Source organism: Hydrogenophaga sp. PBL-H3, from assembly GCF_010104355.1.
Classification (GTDB): Bacteria; Pseudomonadota; Gammaproteobacteria; order Burkholderiales; family Burkholderiaceae_C; genus Hydrogenophaga.
The window spans coordinates 3,860,239-3,873,616 of record NZ_CP044972.1 but is presented as its reverse complement, the minus strand read 5'-3'; the positions used below and the strand labels follow the sequence as shown (position 1 = coordinate 3,873,616).

At 66.1% G+C, this 13,378-nt stretch carries 14 protein-coding genes; 6 read left to right on the top strand and 8 right to left on the bottom strand.

What is annotated here, in order from left to right; genetic code table 11:
* Positions 1–63 precede the first annotated feature (63 nt).
* Positions 64–852: an enoyl-CoA hydratase gene (locus F9Z44_RS18125; RefSeq protein WP_159608106.1), complete on the bottom strand. Its 789-nt coding sequence runs from the start codon at positions 850–852 to the stop codon at positions 64–66.
* Positions 853–1,009: 157 nt separating this feature from the next.
* On the opposite strand from F9Z44_RS18125, the gene F9Z44_RS18120 reads away from it, so the two are divergent.
* From F9Z44_RS18120 to paaK, 3 genes are read left to right on the top strand one after another with little or no spacing between them, the layout of a single operon-like run.
* Complete coding sequence (locus F9Z44_RS18120; RefSeq protein ID WP_159608105.1) at positions 1,010–1,804, top strand: enoyl-CoA hydratase-related protein; 795 nt, start codon at positions 1,010–1,012, stop codon at positions 1,802–1,804.
* Entirely contained in the window at positions 1,804–2,244 is a 441-nt protein-coding gene (gene paaI / locus F9Z44_RS18115) for a hydroxyphenylacetyl-CoA thioesterase PaaI (protein WP_159608104.1), read from the top strand. The genes F9Z44_RS18120 and paaI overlap by 1 nt, the downstream gene beginning before the upstream one ends.
* On the top strand, positions 2,241–3,542 hold the full coding sequence (paaK, locus tag F9Z44_RS18110; RefSeq protein WP_236574182.1) for a phenylacetate--CoA ligase PaaK: 1,302 nt from the start codon (positions 2,241–2,243) through the stop codon (positions 3,540–3,542). Before paaI ends, paaK begins: the two co-directional genes overlap by 4 nt.
* An 11-nt stretch (positions 3,543–3,553) precedes the next feature.
* On the opposite strand, the gene F9Z44_RS18105 is transcribed toward paaK, so the two are convergent.
* From F9Z44_RS18105 to F9Z44_RS18090, 4 genes are read right to left on the bottom strand one after another with little or no spacing between them, the layout of a single operon-like run.
* On the bottom strand, positions 3,554–5,365 hold the full coding sequence (locus tag F9Z44_RS18105) for a M61 family metallopeptidase (RefSeq protein ID WP_159608102.1): 1,812 nt from the start codon (positions 5,363–5,365) through the stop codon (positions 3,554–3,556).
* The gene (locus F9Z44_RS18100; protein ID WP_159608101.1) at positions 5,365–5,823 is read right to left on the bottom strand and encodes a DUF3429 domain-containing protein; all 459 of its coding nucleotides are present in this window, start codon (positions 5,821–5,823) and stop codon (positions 5,365–5,367) included. The genes F9Z44_RS18105 and F9Z44_RS18100 overlap by 1 nt, the downstream gene beginning before the upstream one ends.
* An 11-nt stretch (positions 5,824–5,834) precedes the next feature.
* Positions 5,835–6,536, bottom strand: coding sequence for a DsbC family protein (locus tag F9Z44_RS18095; RefSeq protein ID WP_159608100.1), 702 nt, complete (start codon positions 6,534–6,536; stop codon positions 5,835–5,837).
* Positions 6,537–6,569: 33 nt separating this feature from the next.
* A complete protein-coding gene (locus tag F9Z44_RS18090) occupies positions 6,570–7,733 on the bottom strand; it encodes an FAD-dependent monooxygenase (protein ID WP_159608099.1) in 1,164 nt (387 codons plus the stop codon).
* A gap of 100 nt (positions 7,734–7,833) precedes the next feature.
* On the opposite strand from F9Z44_RS18090, the gene F9Z44_RS18085 reads away from it, so the two are divergent.
* Positions 7,834–8,727, top strand: coding sequence for an MOSC domain-containing protein (locus tag F9Z44_RS18085; RefSeq protein ID WP_159608098.1), 894 nt, complete (start codon positions 7,834–7,836; stop codon positions 8,725–8,727).
* Positions 8,728–8,865: 138 nt separating this feature from the next.
* Here the strand turns inward: F9Z44_RS18085 and F9Z44_RS18080 are convergent, their stop codons facing one another.
* Positions 8,866–9,318, bottom strand: a complete 453-nt coding sequence (locus F9Z44_RS18080) for a hypothetical protein (RefSeq protein ID WP_159608097.1) — start codon at positions 9,316–9,318, stop codon at positions 8,866–8,868.
* A gap of 415 nt (positions 9,319–9,733) precedes the next feature.
* Between F9Z44_RS18080 and ychF the strand changes: the two genes are divergently transcribed.
* Together ychF and F9Z44_RS18070 are read left to right on the top strand one after the other, a co-directional pair.
* Positions 9,734–10,825: a redox-regulated ATPase YchF gene (ychF, locus tag F9Z44_RS18075; protein WP_159608096.1), complete on the top strand. Its 1,092-nt coding sequence runs from the start codon at positions 9,734–9,736 to the stop codon at positions 10,823–10,825.
* An 8-nt stretch (positions 10,826–10,833) separates the two neighbouring features.
* Positions 10,834–11,607 carry an RNA pseudouridine synthase gene (locus F9Z44_RS18070; RefSeq protein WP_159608095.1) on the top strand — a complete coding sequence of 258 codons (774 nt, stop codon included), beginning with the start codon at positions 10,834–10,836 and terminating at the stop codon, positions 11,605–11,607.
* On the opposite strand, the gene F9Z44_RS18065 is transcribed toward F9Z44_RS18070, so the two are convergent.
* Both F9Z44_RS18065 and F9Z44_RS18060 read right to left on the bottom strand, forming a co-directional pair.
* Positions 11,592–12,776, bottom strand: a complete 1,185-nt coding sequence (locus F9Z44_RS18065) for an MFS transporter (protein ID WP_159608094.1) — start codon at positions 12,774–12,776, stop codon at positions 11,592–11,594. The two genes, F9Z44_RS18070 and F9Z44_RS18065, sit on opposite strands and share 16 nt — an antisense overlap.
* A complete protein-coding gene (locus F9Z44_RS18060; protein ID WP_159608093.1) occupies positions 12,773–13,255 on the bottom strand; it encodes a YqaA family protein in 483 nt (160 codons plus the stop codon). Before F9Z44_RS18060 ends, F9Z44_RS18065 begins: the two co-directional genes overlap by 4 nt.
* Positions 13,256–13,378: the final 123 nt, after the last annotated feature.

The window sequence follows — 13,378 nt, the reverse complement described above, 5'->3', positions numbered from 1 at the left end:
TATACGCCTGCAATCCGCACCGGCGTGTTACAGCCTGTGCATCCCACCCGCGCGCTGCGCCATTCAGAGGTGCTTGAACTCGGGCTTGCGCTTGTTCACGAAAGCGTCCATGCCTTCCTTTTGGTCGGCGGTGGCGAACAGCGCGTGGAAGATGCGGCGCTCGAACATCACGCCGTCGGACAACGAGCCCTCGAACGAGCGGTTGACCGATTCCTTGGCCGCCATCACGCTGGGCAGCGAGAAGCCGCAGATGATGAGCGCCGCGCCCAGCGCTTCGTCCATCAGCTTGTCCAGCGGCACCACACGGCTCACCAGGCCGGCGCGTTCCGCTTCGGTGGCGTCCATCATGCGGGCGGTCAGCACCATGTCCATGGCCTTGGACTTGCCCACCGCGCGGGGCAGGCGCTGGGTACCGCCGGCGCCGGGGATCACGCCGAGCTTGATCTCGGGCTGGCCGAACTTCGCGTTGTCGGCGGCGATGATGAAGTCGCACATCATGGCCAGCTCGCAGCCGCCGCCGAGTGCGAAGCCGCTCACGGCGCCGATCACGGGCTTGCGGATGCTGCGGATGGTTTCCCAGTTGCGGGTGATGTAGTCGCCCTTGTAGACGTCGGCGAAGGTGTAGCCAGCCATGGCGCCGATGTCGGCACCCGCGGCAAAGGCCTTCTCGCTGCCGGTGAGGATCATGCAGCCGATGTCCTCATTGGCGTCAAACGTCTTGAGTGCATCGCCCAGCTCGTTCATCAGTTGCTCGTTGAGCGCGTTGAGCTGCTTGGGGCGGTTGAGCGTGATGATGCCCACCCGGCCTTCGGTTCGGACGGTGATGCATTCGGGCGCGGCGATGGCGGACATGGGGTCTCCTCGGGGGTCGGTGTTGGTTGGAAAGCTGTCCACTATAGCGGCCGGTACCAAGGGAAAACATTAACCGACCGATTGGTTGGTTAATGGTAAATTGCACCGCCGATCCATCCCGCCGAACACCCACCGCCAGCCGAGGAGACCCCCTGCCATGTCTGAAGCCACCGTCTTGTATGAAGAGCGTGGGGCCGTGGCCCTGGTCACGCTCAACCGGCCCGATGCGCTCAACAGTTTCACCCGCCAGATGCACCGCGAGCTGTGGGCCGCGCTGGACCGGGCCGAAGCCAACCCGGAGGTGCGTGCGTTGGTGATCACGGGTGCGGGGCGGGGCTTTTGCGCCGGGGCCGACCTGGCCGAGTTCGACTTCGAGCCCGGGCCCGATCTGGCGCAGCGCGCCGACCCCGGCCCGGTGATCGAGCAGGCGTTCAACCCGACCGCGCGGCGCCTGCAGGGCTTGCGCATGCCCACCATCGCGGCGGTCAACGGCGTGGCGGCGGGCGCGGGTGCGTCGCTGGCCATGTGCTGCGACATCGCGATCGCCGCCACCGGTGCCAGCTTCATCCAGGCCTTCAGCAAGATCGGGCTGGTGCCCGACGCCGGCGGCAGCTGGCTGCTGGTGGAACGCCTGGGGCTGGCGCGCGCCATGGCGCTGGCCTTGACCGGCGACAAACTGCCGGCCACTCAGGCGAAGGAGTGGGGAATGATCTGGGACGTGGCCGATGACTGCCTGGGCAGCTCGATGGCCCTGGCGCTGAAACTGGCCGCCATGCCGACCCGGGCGCTGGTGGCCACGCGCGCACTGCTGCGCGACGCTTCCACACGCACCTTGAGCCAGCAGCTCGATGTGGAACGCGACACGCAGTCGGCGCTGGGCAAGACGCACGATTACATCGAAGGCGTGATGGCGTTTCGCGAAAAGCGCCCAGCGCGTTTCAAGGGGGAATGATGAGTCCCCACGAACGAGCCGCCAAAGTCGGTCAGACGATGTTCGCGGTCGACACCGCCAGCAAGGACACCATGGGCATGGAGCTGCTGAGTTGCGAGCCGGGTCGCGCCAGCATCCGCATGGCGGTGCAGCCGCTGCACCTCAACGGCCACCAGATCTGCCACGGTGGCTTCATCTTCACACTGGCCGATTCCACCTTTGCCTTTGCCTGCAACAGCCACAACAAAAACGCGGTGGCCGCGGGCTGCAGCATCGAGTTCCTGCGCCCGGCGCACGCGGGCGACGTGCTCACCTGCGAGGGCGTGGAACAAACGCTCTCGGGCCGCCACGGCATCTACGACATGCAGGTGAGCAACCAGCGCGGCGAGGTGGTGGCCATGTTTCGCGGCAAGAGCGCGCAGATTCCCGGGACGGTGTTTCCCGAAGAAGGATGCCCATGAAAGCCTTTGCACTTGAGCCGATCGAGAAAGCCAGCATCGACGAGCTGCGTGCCTTGCAGCTCAAGCGCCTGCAGGCCACGCTGCGCCACGCTTACACGAACTCACCCGTTTACCGCGCCAAGTTCGACGCGGCGGGCGTGCACCCGGACGACTGCCGCAGCCTGGCCGACCTGGCGAAGTTTCCCTTCACCACCAAGAAGGACCTGCGCGACAGCTATCCGTTCGGCATGTTCGCCGTGCCGCGTGAACAGTGCGCGCGCATCCACGCCAGCAGCGGCACCACCGGCAAGCCCACGGTGGTGGGCTACACGCTGAAAGACATCGACACCTGGGCCACGGTGGTGGCGCGCAGCATCCGCGCCAGCGGCGCGCGGCCGGGTGATCTGGTGCACGTGAGCTATGGCTATGGCCTCTTCACCGGCGGGCTGGGTGCGCACTACGGCGCCGAAAAGCTCGGGCTCACCGTGGTGCCGTTCGGTGGTGGCCAGACCGAGCGCCAGGTCCAGCTGATCCAGGACTTCAAACCCGACATCATCATGGTCACGCCGAGCTACATGCTGGCCATTGCGGATGAATTCGAGCGCCAGGGGATCGATCCGCGCCAGAGCAGCATGCGCATCGGCATCTTCGGCGCCGAGCCCTGGACCAACGACATGCGCGTGGCGATCGAAGCCCGCATGGGGATCGATGCGGTCGACATCTATGGCCTCTCGGAGGTGATGGGCCCGGGCGTGGCCAACGAGTGCGTGGAAACCAAGGACGGACCGACCATCTGGGAAGACCACTTCTACCCCGAGATCATCGACCCCGAGACCGGCGAACCGGTGGCCGACGGCGAGATGGGCGAGCTGGTGTTCACCAGCCTGACCAAGGAAGCGCTGCCCATCATCCGCTACCGCACGCGCGACCTCACGCGCCTGCTCCCGGGCACCGCGCGCACCATGCGCCGCATGGAAAAGATCACCGGGCGCAGCGACGACATGATGATCGTGCGCGGCGTCAACGTGTTTCCCACGCAGATCGAAGAACTGATCTTGAAGCGCCCCGAGCTCAGCGCGCACTACCAGTGCGTGCTCACGCGCGAAGGCCCGATGGACAACCTCACCGTGGTGGTGGAAACACGCGCGGGTCTCTCACCGGAGAGCCTTGAGGCGCGCGCCGCGGCCAAGCAGCTGCAGCACGAGATCAAGGTGTACGTGGGCAGCAGCGTGGCCGTGGAACTCAAGCCCGAAGGCGGTGTGGAGCGCAGCCAGGGCAAGGCCAAACGGGTGGTGGATCTTCGTCAACCCGCAGCCTGAAGCCGCCCGGCTCAGGTGGGCGAGTGCGAAAGCCAGGCGTCCAGCCTGGCCGCGTCGCCCACCGCGAGCTTGACGGCCTGGGTTTCGGTGGGCCAGTCCAGCGGGCACTTGAGCAGGCGGTTGTCGCGCGAGACCAGTGCGGTGATGCGCGGGCGCTGGCCGCGCAGCATGGTCACGTCGTCGAGTTTGTGAATGCGCCAGGCCTCGGGCGTGCCACCTCGACGCACCGCTGCCAGTTCCAGGCCCAGCCACTCGTCACCAGCGGCCATGCCGGCCGCCTCGGCCGTGCCCCCGCGCAGCACGGTCTTGATCTGCACGCTGCCGCCCGATTCGGCCACGCGCAAGCCCAGTTGCTGGGCCAGTGGTGCCTTGTCGTGCGAGACTTTCGTGCCTTGGCCCTGCAGCAGGCTCATCAGGGGCAGATCGGCCGTGCTGTGCACCCAGGCGGCGATCTCGCCTTCGAAACTGCGCTTGCCCAGGCGCTTGAGGGCGCGCAGCAGATCGGCCTGGCGCATCGGGCCACCCTGACAGCGCTGCCAGAGTTCGCGCATCACGGCGTCCAGCGTGGTGTGGCCTTCAGCACGCAGCGTGAGGTCCAGGCACAGCGCCACCAGCGAGCCCTTGGTGTAGTAGCTCACCGTCGCGTTGGGCGTGTTCTCGTTCATGCGGTAGTACTTCACCCACGCATCAAAACTGGCTTGCGCCACGCTCTGCAGGTGGCGACCCGGCGTCTGTTGCACCTGGTTGATTGTCTTGGCGACCAGCTGCAGGTAGGCTGTGTCGTCGATGAGACCGGCGCGGCGCAGGATCAGGTCGTCGTAGTAGCTGGTGAAGCCCTCGAAGAACCAGAGCAGTTCGGTGTAGTTCTCGGCGGTGTAGTCGTAGCGCTTGAACTCGGCGGGGCGCAGGCGCTTGACGTTCCAGGTGTGGAAATACTCGTGGCTGATGAGGCCCAGCAGGGTGGTGTATCCGTCGGTGGCCTTGAGCGCGGCGGGTTTCTCACTGCTGGAGGAACGCAGCCGGGGCAGGTCGGCGCGTTGGCAGATGAGCGCTGTGGAGTTGCGGTGCTCCAGCCCGCCGTAGCCGTCAGCGCTGGCGTGCAGCATGAACACGTAGCTGGAAAACGGAGGGGCGCCATCCCCATGCCAGAAAGCGATCTGCGCTTCGCAGATGCGCCGTGTGTCTTCGATCAGGCGCTCGCCATCGAGCCAGGCGCCAGCGCCGCTGATGACGAAGCGGTGTTCCACGCCACCAGCGGTGAAGCGGCCGTTCCAGAAGCGGCCCATGTCCACCGGGCAGTCGGCCAGCTCGTCGTAGTTGTCGGCGCGGTAGTGGCCAAAACCGGCGGCGTCCACGCTGTGGGCGGGCAGCCCGGTGACGAGGTTCCAGCCTTGCGTCGAGGCGCCCGCCACGATCTCCAGCGCATGGGGCAGGTCTTCCTGCCCGGTCACCCGCAGGCACAGGCTGGTGGCGTTGAAGAAGCCGCGCGTGCTGTCCAGGAAAGCGGTGCGCACCGAGGCGTCAAACGCGTACACCTCGTACTGCAGCTCCAGCGGTTGGCCGGCCACGGCTGCGGCCTGCCAGTGGTTCTTGTCGAGTTGCCTGATCGCCACCGGCTGGCCGTTTTGCCAGGCCTGCAGGTTCTGCAGGTGCTGGGAAAACTCACGCACGAGGTAGCTGCCCGGGATCCACACCGGCAAGCCCATGCGCTGGTTCTTCGCGGGATGTTCGATCTGCAACGTGACGGCAAACAGGTGGGCGTTGGCGTCCTGGACCGAGACGGTGAAGCGCACGCTGGTGGCGGGGGTGGGACGTTTGGGCATCAGAGGGCTCCTGCGCCGATGAAACAACTCAGCGCCGCCACGGCGGAGAGCCGGAAACGCAACTGCAGCCAGGCGCCCAGTCCGGCTTGTGCATAGAGCTTGCGGTCGACCAGGTAACAGACGATCAACACCAGGCCAAGCCAAGCCAGGCCCGAGTGAGGCGGCATCACCAGGCCCGGCCAGGCCAGCAGCGAGGGCATGACGCCCCACAGGAAGTGGGTCTTGCTGTCGGGCGCACGGGTCAGCTGGCTCCAGCCGATGCCCCAGTGGATGCCGCCGAGAAAGGAGGCGATGAGGGCAGCGTAGGACGCCAGTGCCAGCGCCACCCAGGACTGCAGGTCGGGTGTGACCAGCCAGACCAGGAGGGCCAGCCCCACCAGGGGAATCAGGCCGGCATGGCCCAGTCGGTGGATGAGGGGGTGCTTGTGGGGTTCGCCGCCGGCGTCGGACAAAGGCATGCTGGACGGCATCAGTTGAGCATGTCTTCGATGCGGTCGGCCGTGATGTAACCCGGCACCCGGGTGTCATTGACGAAGATCAAGGTGGGCGTGCCCTTGATGCCGTGCTTGCTGGCCAGGCGGCTGTTGCGCTCGATGGCGGCGGTGTCGCAGCTGGCCGATGCGGGCGGCAGGCTGTTCACCATCCAGTCGCTGTAGGTCTTGGCCTTGTCCTTGGAGCACCAGATGCGGCGGGCCTTGTCGACCGAATCGTCGCCGAGCACGGGGATGAGGAAGACGTGGACCGTCACGTTGTCGATCTTGGCGAACTCGCGGTGCAGGCGTTTGCAGTAGCCACAGTTGGGGTCTTCAAACACCGCCATCTTGCGTTTGCCGTTGCCACGCACGAGGGTGAAGGCGTCTTTCATGGGCAAGTCCTTGAAAGCCAGCGCGGTGAGTTTTTCCAGGCGCTGTTCGGTCAGGTTGGCGCGGGCCCGGGTGTCGATCATGGCGCCCTGGATCAGGTAGTTGCCCTCGGCATCGGTGTAGAAGATGTCACTCTGGTTGATGCGAACCTCGAAGACGCCCGGCATCGGCGTCTTGCTGACCTCGTCGATCGACGGCAGGTTGGGCAGGCGCTCGGCGAGGTTCTTGCGGATGGTGGCCTCCTGCGCCAGCGCGCTCAGGGACAGGGCGGTCAGGGCCGCGAGCAACAAGGTCTTGAAGAATTTCATCTTGGGTGCGCTTTGAAGTGATCGGAAAGGGGGTCAGGCCGCCTGGCCCATGGCTTGTCGCGCCAGCCAGCGCTTGACGGGGCCACTGCGGTTGAAGCTGTTCAGGCCCCAGTTGCGCAGCGCCTGCACGCGGCTGTCATCGTGGGCAAAGAGACCAAACAGACCGTCGGTGATCCAGCCCATGGCGCCCACCTCGGCGGCTCGCGCGCGCTCGTAGCGGCGCAGCAGCTTGAGGTCGCCGAGGTCGCGCCAGTACTCGCGTTCGTGCAGCACGCGGGCCAGTTCGGCTGCATCGGCCAGGCCCACGTTGAGGCCCTGGCCCGCCAGCGGGTGCATGGCATGCGCCGCATCGCCGGCCAGCGCAACGCCACCAGTGGCGTTGCGGGTGATCCAGCGCTGCGCGCGCGAGAGTTCGAGGGGCCAGGCCTGGGCGGGACTTTCCATGTGCAGGGTGCCCAGGGTGTTGGCGCTGCGCGCCTGCACCGCCTGGGCCAGGACGGAGGGATCGGATTGCAGCCACAAGTTGGCCTGCTCTGCTGGAACAGACCACACCAGCGCCACCGAGTTCCCCTCGGCTCCGCCCAGGGGCAGCAGAGCCATCACTTCACCCTGGGCAAACCACTGGCGCGCCACGCCACCGTGAGGCCGCTCGCAGCGCAGCCGGGCTGCCACCGCCTTGTGGGCGTAGGGGCGCACGTCGAACGCGAGGCCCAGCTGCTCGCGGGTCTGGCTGCGTTTGCCCTCGCACACCACGGTGAGGGCCGCAGCCGGTGTCTCGGTCAGGCGTTCGATGCCGCCTTGAAATCCCACGGCATCGCTCAGGCGCTGCTCCAGCGCGGGCACGTCCACGATCCAGGTGAGGGCCTCGCTGCCCTGGTCGTTGGCCGAGAACTTCAATTCGCCGCCGTCGTCGCCCCAGACCTGCATGGCGCTCACCGGGGTGATGGGGGAGGCGTGCTGGTCGTTGGCATCGGCCTCGGGCCAGGCGCGTACCGAGCGCAGCAATTCGCGCGAGGCGCTGTTCAGGGCGTAGGCGCGCACGTCGGGGGCGTCGGTGCCGCGGGGGCCGCCAACCAGCGCCACGCGCAGGCGATCGCGTGCCAGCAACAAGGCCAGTGTCTGACCCACCACGCCCGCTCCCTGCACGGCGACATCAAAACGCCGGGGGGTACCAGCTCGCGGGGGTGTTGCATTCATAGAGGGATTTTAGGAGCAGGGCACAATCCGGGCCTCCCACGGGCCAAACCCATGCGGGCCGTCCCGGCTTTTCACCCCCGACCTTGCTGCACAACCCGCCATGAACCCAGCCGCCACCCCCACCGCCGTGCAGGCCACCATCGAAGAACTTTGGGTCTACCCGGTCAAGTCGTGCGCCGGCATCCAGGTGCGCGAATCCGAGCTGACCGACACCGGTCTGCTGTACGACCGCGCCTGGATGGTGGTGGATACCGAGGGCGAATTCGTCAGCCAGCGCGAATTGCCCCGCATGGCGCTGATCCAGCCGTCGTTCAAGATGGGCCAGCTGATGCTGCGTGCGCCCGGCATGCTGTCCCTGCACCTGGCGCTGGACGCTGCCGAAGACCCGCTCAAGGTGCGGGTGTGGGACGACGCGGTGGACGCTTACGACATGGGTGATGTGGCGGCCCAGTGGTTCAGCGATTTTCTGGGGCCAGACGCACCGGCGAATCTGAAGCGCCTGCGCCTGGCACGTTTCGACCCCGACGTGAAGCGTCCCTGCGATCCCGCCTGGACCGGCGGACGCGAGGCCACCACCCAGTTTGCAGACGGCTTTGGTCTGCTGGTCACCAGCAGCGCCTCGCTGGCCGACCTCAACGCCCGTTTGGTTGTCGCCGGCCACGAGCCGGTGGACATGCGCCGTTTCCGGCCCAACGTCGTGCTGGGTGGTGTGGAGTCGCACGACGAGGACCGCGTGGGGGCGCTGCGCATCGACACCCTGGATGGCGCCGCCGTGATCGAGCCGGTGAAGCCCTGCGGCCGCTGCCCCATCCCCAACATCGACCCCAACACGGCCATTTCAAGCGCGGTGGTGGGCGACACGCTGCAGACCTACCGGCAGGACCCGAGGCTCGACGGCGCCATCACTTTCGGTATGAACGCGATCGTGATCGAGGGTGATGGGCAGGTGCTTCGCGTGGGCCAGTCGGTCAGAGCCGACTGGCGCTTTGACTGAGGATCTTGTGTCTCTAGAGTGCTGGTTGATCCAAGAGCCTGGTGCTTTCTTGATTCACGTCGCCACCGACGGGCTTCGATGGCGATCCAGTGACTGGCCGTTGAAATGGCCATTCAACTGCGACCAACCTGGCGATATTCAGCAGCCCACGGCGCCAATGCGAAGCGTGCCCGACGTGGCGGTACCCGGACTTGGCGCCGCTGGGCAAAATCCGACCGCCTGGTTGGCCACGGCGCTCGTGCCGGTGCTGCAAACGCCGTAGGAGTACGAAGTGCCTCCATAGGTGTAGGTCACGATCGCATTCGACCCACTGCCAGTGACGGCCCAGTTGCCAATCTGCGCCGTCGGATCCGTTGGATCACCGGCTCCACGTTTGAAATCCCTCAGCACCCCCCCGCCAATGTGCTGTTCTTGTGCATCCCAGGTCGGAGCGCTGCCCACACACACGGTGTTGCCCAGCAGCACAGCGTTGATCTGGTTTTGATTCGACAGTTGTGTTCCCGTGCCGGCTGGGCAAGCGCAGGATTGAGCGAAGGCGCTTCCAGATAGGCCGATGGCCACAATTGCCACGAGTGTCGAGTGCTTGCTCATCAAATCACCTCCGGTGTTGTAAACAAAAGTTTGATGGTAGCTCAGAACATATTCGCGCGCCAAGCCACGTGGCCGTTGGAAAGCGTGTGCAGGCGAAGCGTCGCGCCGTGCACCGGACACCGACAAGTACTGACGGGCGCGCCCTGTGAACAAACGCCCCATGATCCCGATCTTGCGGGCGTCAAACGGGCCTGCTGGTCGCTGCGCCGCCATTGAGCAGCAAAGATTCGCTGATCAGTACAATCACGACCACTTTCCCCCTGGCAAAACGAGGACCAAGTCCTCAAAAACTCGACGAACTCCGGCTCGGTTCTCACTGTTTGCCGCACGTTCCCGCTTGTCGCGGCTCGGGCACCTCCACCACGCCGGTGTGGGGCTCGATGGTGCAGAGGGGGTTGATTTCAAAGGAATATCCATGAGCCTCCAATGCGGCATCGTGGGCCTGCCCAACGTGGGCAAGTCCACCCTTTTCAACGCGCTGACCAAAGCCGGCATCGCGGCCGAGAACTACCCCTTCTGCACCATCGAGCCCAACACCGGCGTGGTGGAGGTGCCTGATCCGCGGCTGGCGCAGCTGGCGGCCATCGTTGAGCCCGAGCGTGTGGTGCCGGCGATCGTGGAGTTTGTGGACATTGCCGGTCTGGTGGCGGGCGCGAGCACCGGTGAAGGCCTGGGCAACAAGTTTCTGGCGCACATCCGCGAGACCGACGCCATCGTCAACGTGGTGCGCTGCTTCGAAGACGACAACGTGATCCACGTGGCCAACAAGGTCGACCCGATCGCCGACATCGAGGTCATTCAGACCGAGCTCTGCCTGGCCGACCTGGCTGCGGTGGAAAAAGCCATTCATCGAGTGAGCAAGACCGCGCGCTCGGGCGACAAGGAATCGATCAAGCAGCTTGCCATCCTGGAGAGGTGCCAGACCGCGCTGAACGACACCCAGCCCGTGCGCACCATCGACTTCAGCAAGGACGAGCAGGCGCAACTCAAACAGTTCTTCTTGATCACGGCCAAGCCCGCGATGTTCGTGGCCAACGTGTCCGAAGACGGTTTCGAGAACAACCCCTTCCTGGATCGACTGCGCGCCTTCGCCGCCAAGCAGAATGCGCCCGTGGTCGCCATCTGCGCCAAGATCGAAGCCGAACTCTCCGAGATGGACGACGCCGACCGGCTCGAATTCCTCAAGGAACTCGGGCAGGACGAACCCGGCCTGAACCGCCTGATCCGCGCCGCCTACCAGCTGCTCGGCCTGCAGACTTACTTCACCGCAGGTGTGAAAGAGGTGCGCGCCTGGACCATCCATGTGGGCGACACCGGCCCGCAGGCGGCGGGTGTGATCCACACCGATTTCGAAAAAGGCTACATCCGCGCCCAGACCATTGCGTTTGACGACTTCATCGCCTTCAAGGGCGAGCAGGGCGCGAAAGACGCGGGCAAGATGCGCGCCGAAGGCAAGGATTACGTCGTCAAGGATGGCGACGTGATGAACTTCCTGTTCAGCAGCTGAACGCCAACATGACGCAACCCGGCCAGCCCGAACTCCAGCGCCTGGCCAAACGCCTGGCCGCGCAGCTACCGTGCTCGCGCAGCGACGCCGAAAACTACATCGCGGGTGGCTGGGTGCGGGTGGACGGCAAGGTGGTTGAAGAGCCGATGGAGCGCGTGCACGATGCCCAGACCGTGTTGCTCGACCCCAAGGCCAGGCTGGAGCCACTGGAGTCGATGACGCTGATCTGGCACAAGCCGGCCACGCGGGTGCTGCCCGACGAGCCGCTGCTGCCGGATGCGCTGGCCGCCAAGTGGTTCACCAGCGCCAACCGCTTCAAGGGCGACCGCTCGGGCGTGCGCCCGCTCAAGGCACATCTGCACAAGCTGCTGCCCGTGTCACCGCTGGGCACCAAGGCCAGCGGCCTGATGGTGTTCACCCAGAACCCGAGCGTGGCGCGCAAGATGACCGACGACGCAGCGCAACTCGAACACGAGTGGCTGGCCGAGGTGGCGGCCGATCCCGAACTGGAAGATGAAGCCCGACGCGAGGCGGTGATCAAGTCACTGGGCAAGGCGCTGTTTTTTGACGGCTGGGCCGTGCCCTCCGCGCGCGCCAGCTGGCAGAGCGAACTGCGCCTGCGCCTGGCCATCAAGGGCAACCGGCCGGGCCAGGTGGCGCACCTGTGTGAGCGCGCCGGACTGCAGCTCACCGCCTTGCGCCGCTTGCGGCTCGGCCGCATTTCGCTGGCCGGGCTGCCTGTGGGCGAGTGGCGCTACCTGCTGCCCTACGAGCGTTTCTGAATCGGCAAGCCCGTATTCGTCCGAGCGGCCAACACGCTCAGGGCCATGGCAAACACCAGCACCACCAGCCCCACCTGGTTGAGCTTGAGCATGCGGCCTTGCGCGATCATCAGCCCGCCCAATGCCGCGCCCATGGCCTGACCGGCGTACATGGCCGAGGTGTTGAGCGCCACCGTGGCCGGGGCCAATGCCGGTGAGATGTGCACCAGCCGCGCCTGCTGCGCCGAATTCACCGCGAAACAGCCCAGCGCCCACGGCACCAGCACCAAAGCTTGCTGCCACACACCGCCCTGGCCAAGCGGCCACAGCAGCAGGCTCAGCACGATCAGGCCGAGCGACATGAACACGGCGCGCGCCGCACCCACGTGGTCGATCCAGCGTGACATGCCCACGTTGCCCGCCAGACCAAAGGCGCCGAACCACAAGAACATGAGCGAGAGCGCACCGCCACCCAGCCCCAGGGTCTGCAGAAAGTAGGGCGCGAAGTACGAGAACAGCGTGAACTGACCGAAGGCCGAAAGCAGCGTCACGCCCACGGCCAGCATGAGTGGCGCCGAGCCCAGCGTGGCCTGCCAGGCCTGGCGCGACAGGGCAGCGGGCCGGATGCCGTTGGGCATCTCGCGCCAGACCCAGGCCGCGCTGGCCACCGACATCAGCGCCACCAGACCGAAAGCCCAGCGCCAACCCAGCGTGCCGCCGATCCAGGCCGACAGCGGCATGCCCATGACCGAGGCCACCGACCAGCCGAGGAACACGAAGGTGATGGCGCGCCCGCGTTGGTCGGGCCGCACCAGCAGGCCTACGCAGGCCGCCGCCTGCGGCGTGAAGACGGCCGGCGAGATGACGGCCAGCACACGCAGTGGCAGCAAGCCGGCGTAGCTCGGCGCCAGCGCGCAGGCCGCGGTGAGCAGGCCGTACCAGAGCAGCGAGAGTGTGAGCAGGCGGCGGCGGTCCCAGCCGGCGACCAGACTGGCAAAGGCGGGTGCGCCCAGGCCCATGAGGATGGCCGCAGCGGTGATGAGCTGGCCGGCCTGCGGGATCGACACGTTGAGCGAGCTGCTGATGTCGGTCAGCGTGCCCGGCACCACCATCACGCCGGTGCCGATCACGAAGTTGCCGACCATCAAGGCCCAGAGGGCGCGCGGCAGGCCCTGACGAGAAGTGCTCATGTGTTCAGGGCGCCAGGAAAGAACCAGAGCAGCGCGGCTGTCATGGTGAGGTAGCGGGCGAACTTGCCGATGGCCATGTAAGCCAGACAGGGCCAGAAGGGGAATTTCATCCAGCCTGCCACTGCGCACAGCGGGTCGCCCACCACCGGCAGCCAGGCGAGCAGACAGGCTTTGGGGCCGAAGCGTTCCAGCCAGTGCAATGCACGCAGTTCGGTGGCGCTGCCGCGGGCTTTGTCCACCACCTTGTGCGTGCCCAGGCCCATGAACCAGCTGACGCCGCCGCCCAGCGTGTTGCCGGCCGTGGCCACCAGGATGGCTGGCCAGAAGAGTTCGGGGTTGAGTTTGATCAGACCGAACACCGCGGGCTCCGAGCCCAAGGGCAGCAGCGTGGCCGAAACAAAAGCCACCACGAACACGGTGCTCAGCCCGAATTCGGGCAGGGCCAGCAGTTGCAGCAGGTGGGTGGACCAGTCGGGCATGGGGGCGGAAAAAACGCCGGCAGCCGGCGTTGCGTGATGTTGCGCGTGGTGTTGTGTGAAAGGCGAAAGAAAGGGTTTGCTTATCGCCTGCTGAAAAAACAGGCAGGTAGAATCTCGCTCCTT

What these genes read in the sequence shown, in the direction of transcription:
- F9Z44_RS18125 (WP_159608106.1), bottom strand. Translation starts at nt 852, where the DNA reads ATGTCCGCCATCGCCGCGCCCGAATGCATCACCGTCCGAACCGAAGGC.
- F9Z44_RS18120 (WP_159608105.1), top strand. Translation starts at nt 1,010, where the DNA reads ATGTCTGAAGCCACCGTCTTGTATGAAGAGCGTGGGGCCGTGGCCCTG.
- paaI (WP_159608104.1), top strand. Translation starts at nt 1,804, where the DNA reads ATGAGTCCCCACGAACGAGCCGCCAAAGTCGGTCAGACGATGTTCGCG.
- paaK (WP_236574182.1), top strand. Translation starts at nt 2,241, where the DNA reads ATGAAAGCCTTTGCACTTGAGCCGATCGAGAAAGCCAGCATCGACGAG.
- F9Z44_RS18105 (WP_159608102.1), bottom strand. Translation starts at nt 5,365, where the DNA reads ATGCCCAAACGTCCCACCCCCGCCACCAGCGTGCGCTTCACCGTCTCG.
- F9Z44_RS18100 (WP_159608101.1), bottom strand. Translation starts at nt 5,823, where the DNA reads ATGCCTTTGTCCGACGCCGGCGGCGAACCCCACAAGCACCCCCTCATC.
- F9Z44_RS18095 (WP_159608100.1), bottom strand. Translation starts at nt 6,536, where the DNA reads ATGAAATTCTTCAAGACCTTGTTGCTCGCGGCCCTGACCGCCCTGTCC.
- F9Z44_RS18090 (WP_159608099.1), bottom strand. Translation starts at nt 7,733, where the DNA reads ATGAATGCAACACCCCCGCGAGCTGGTACCCCCCGGCGTTTTGATGTC.
- F9Z44_RS18085 (WP_159608098.1), top strand. Translation starts at nt 7,834, where the DNA reads ATGAACCCAGCCGCCACCCCCACCGCCGTGCAGGCCACCATCGAAGAA.
- F9Z44_RS18080 (WP_159608097.1), bottom strand. Translation starts at nt 9,318, where the DNA reads ATGAGCAAGCACTCGACACTCGTGGCAATTGTGGCCATCGGCCTATCT.
- ychF (WP_159608096.1), top strand. Translation starts at nt 9,734, where the DNA reads ATGAGCCTCCAATGCGGCATCGTGGGCCTGCCCAACGTGGGCAAGTCC.
- F9Z44_RS18070 (WP_159608095.1), top strand. Translation starts at nt 10,834, where the DNA reads ATGACGCAACCCGGCCAGCCCGAACTCCAGCGCCTGGCCAAACGCCTG.
- F9Z44_RS18065 (WP_159608094.1), bottom strand. Translation starts at nt 12,776, where the DNA reads ATGAGCACTTCTCGTCAGGGCCTGCCGCGCGCCCTCTGGGCCTTGATG.
- F9Z44_RS18060 (WP_159608093.1), bottom strand. Translation starts at nt 13,255, where the DNA reads ATGCCCGACTGGTCCACCCACCTGCTGCAACTGCTGGCCCTGCCCGAA.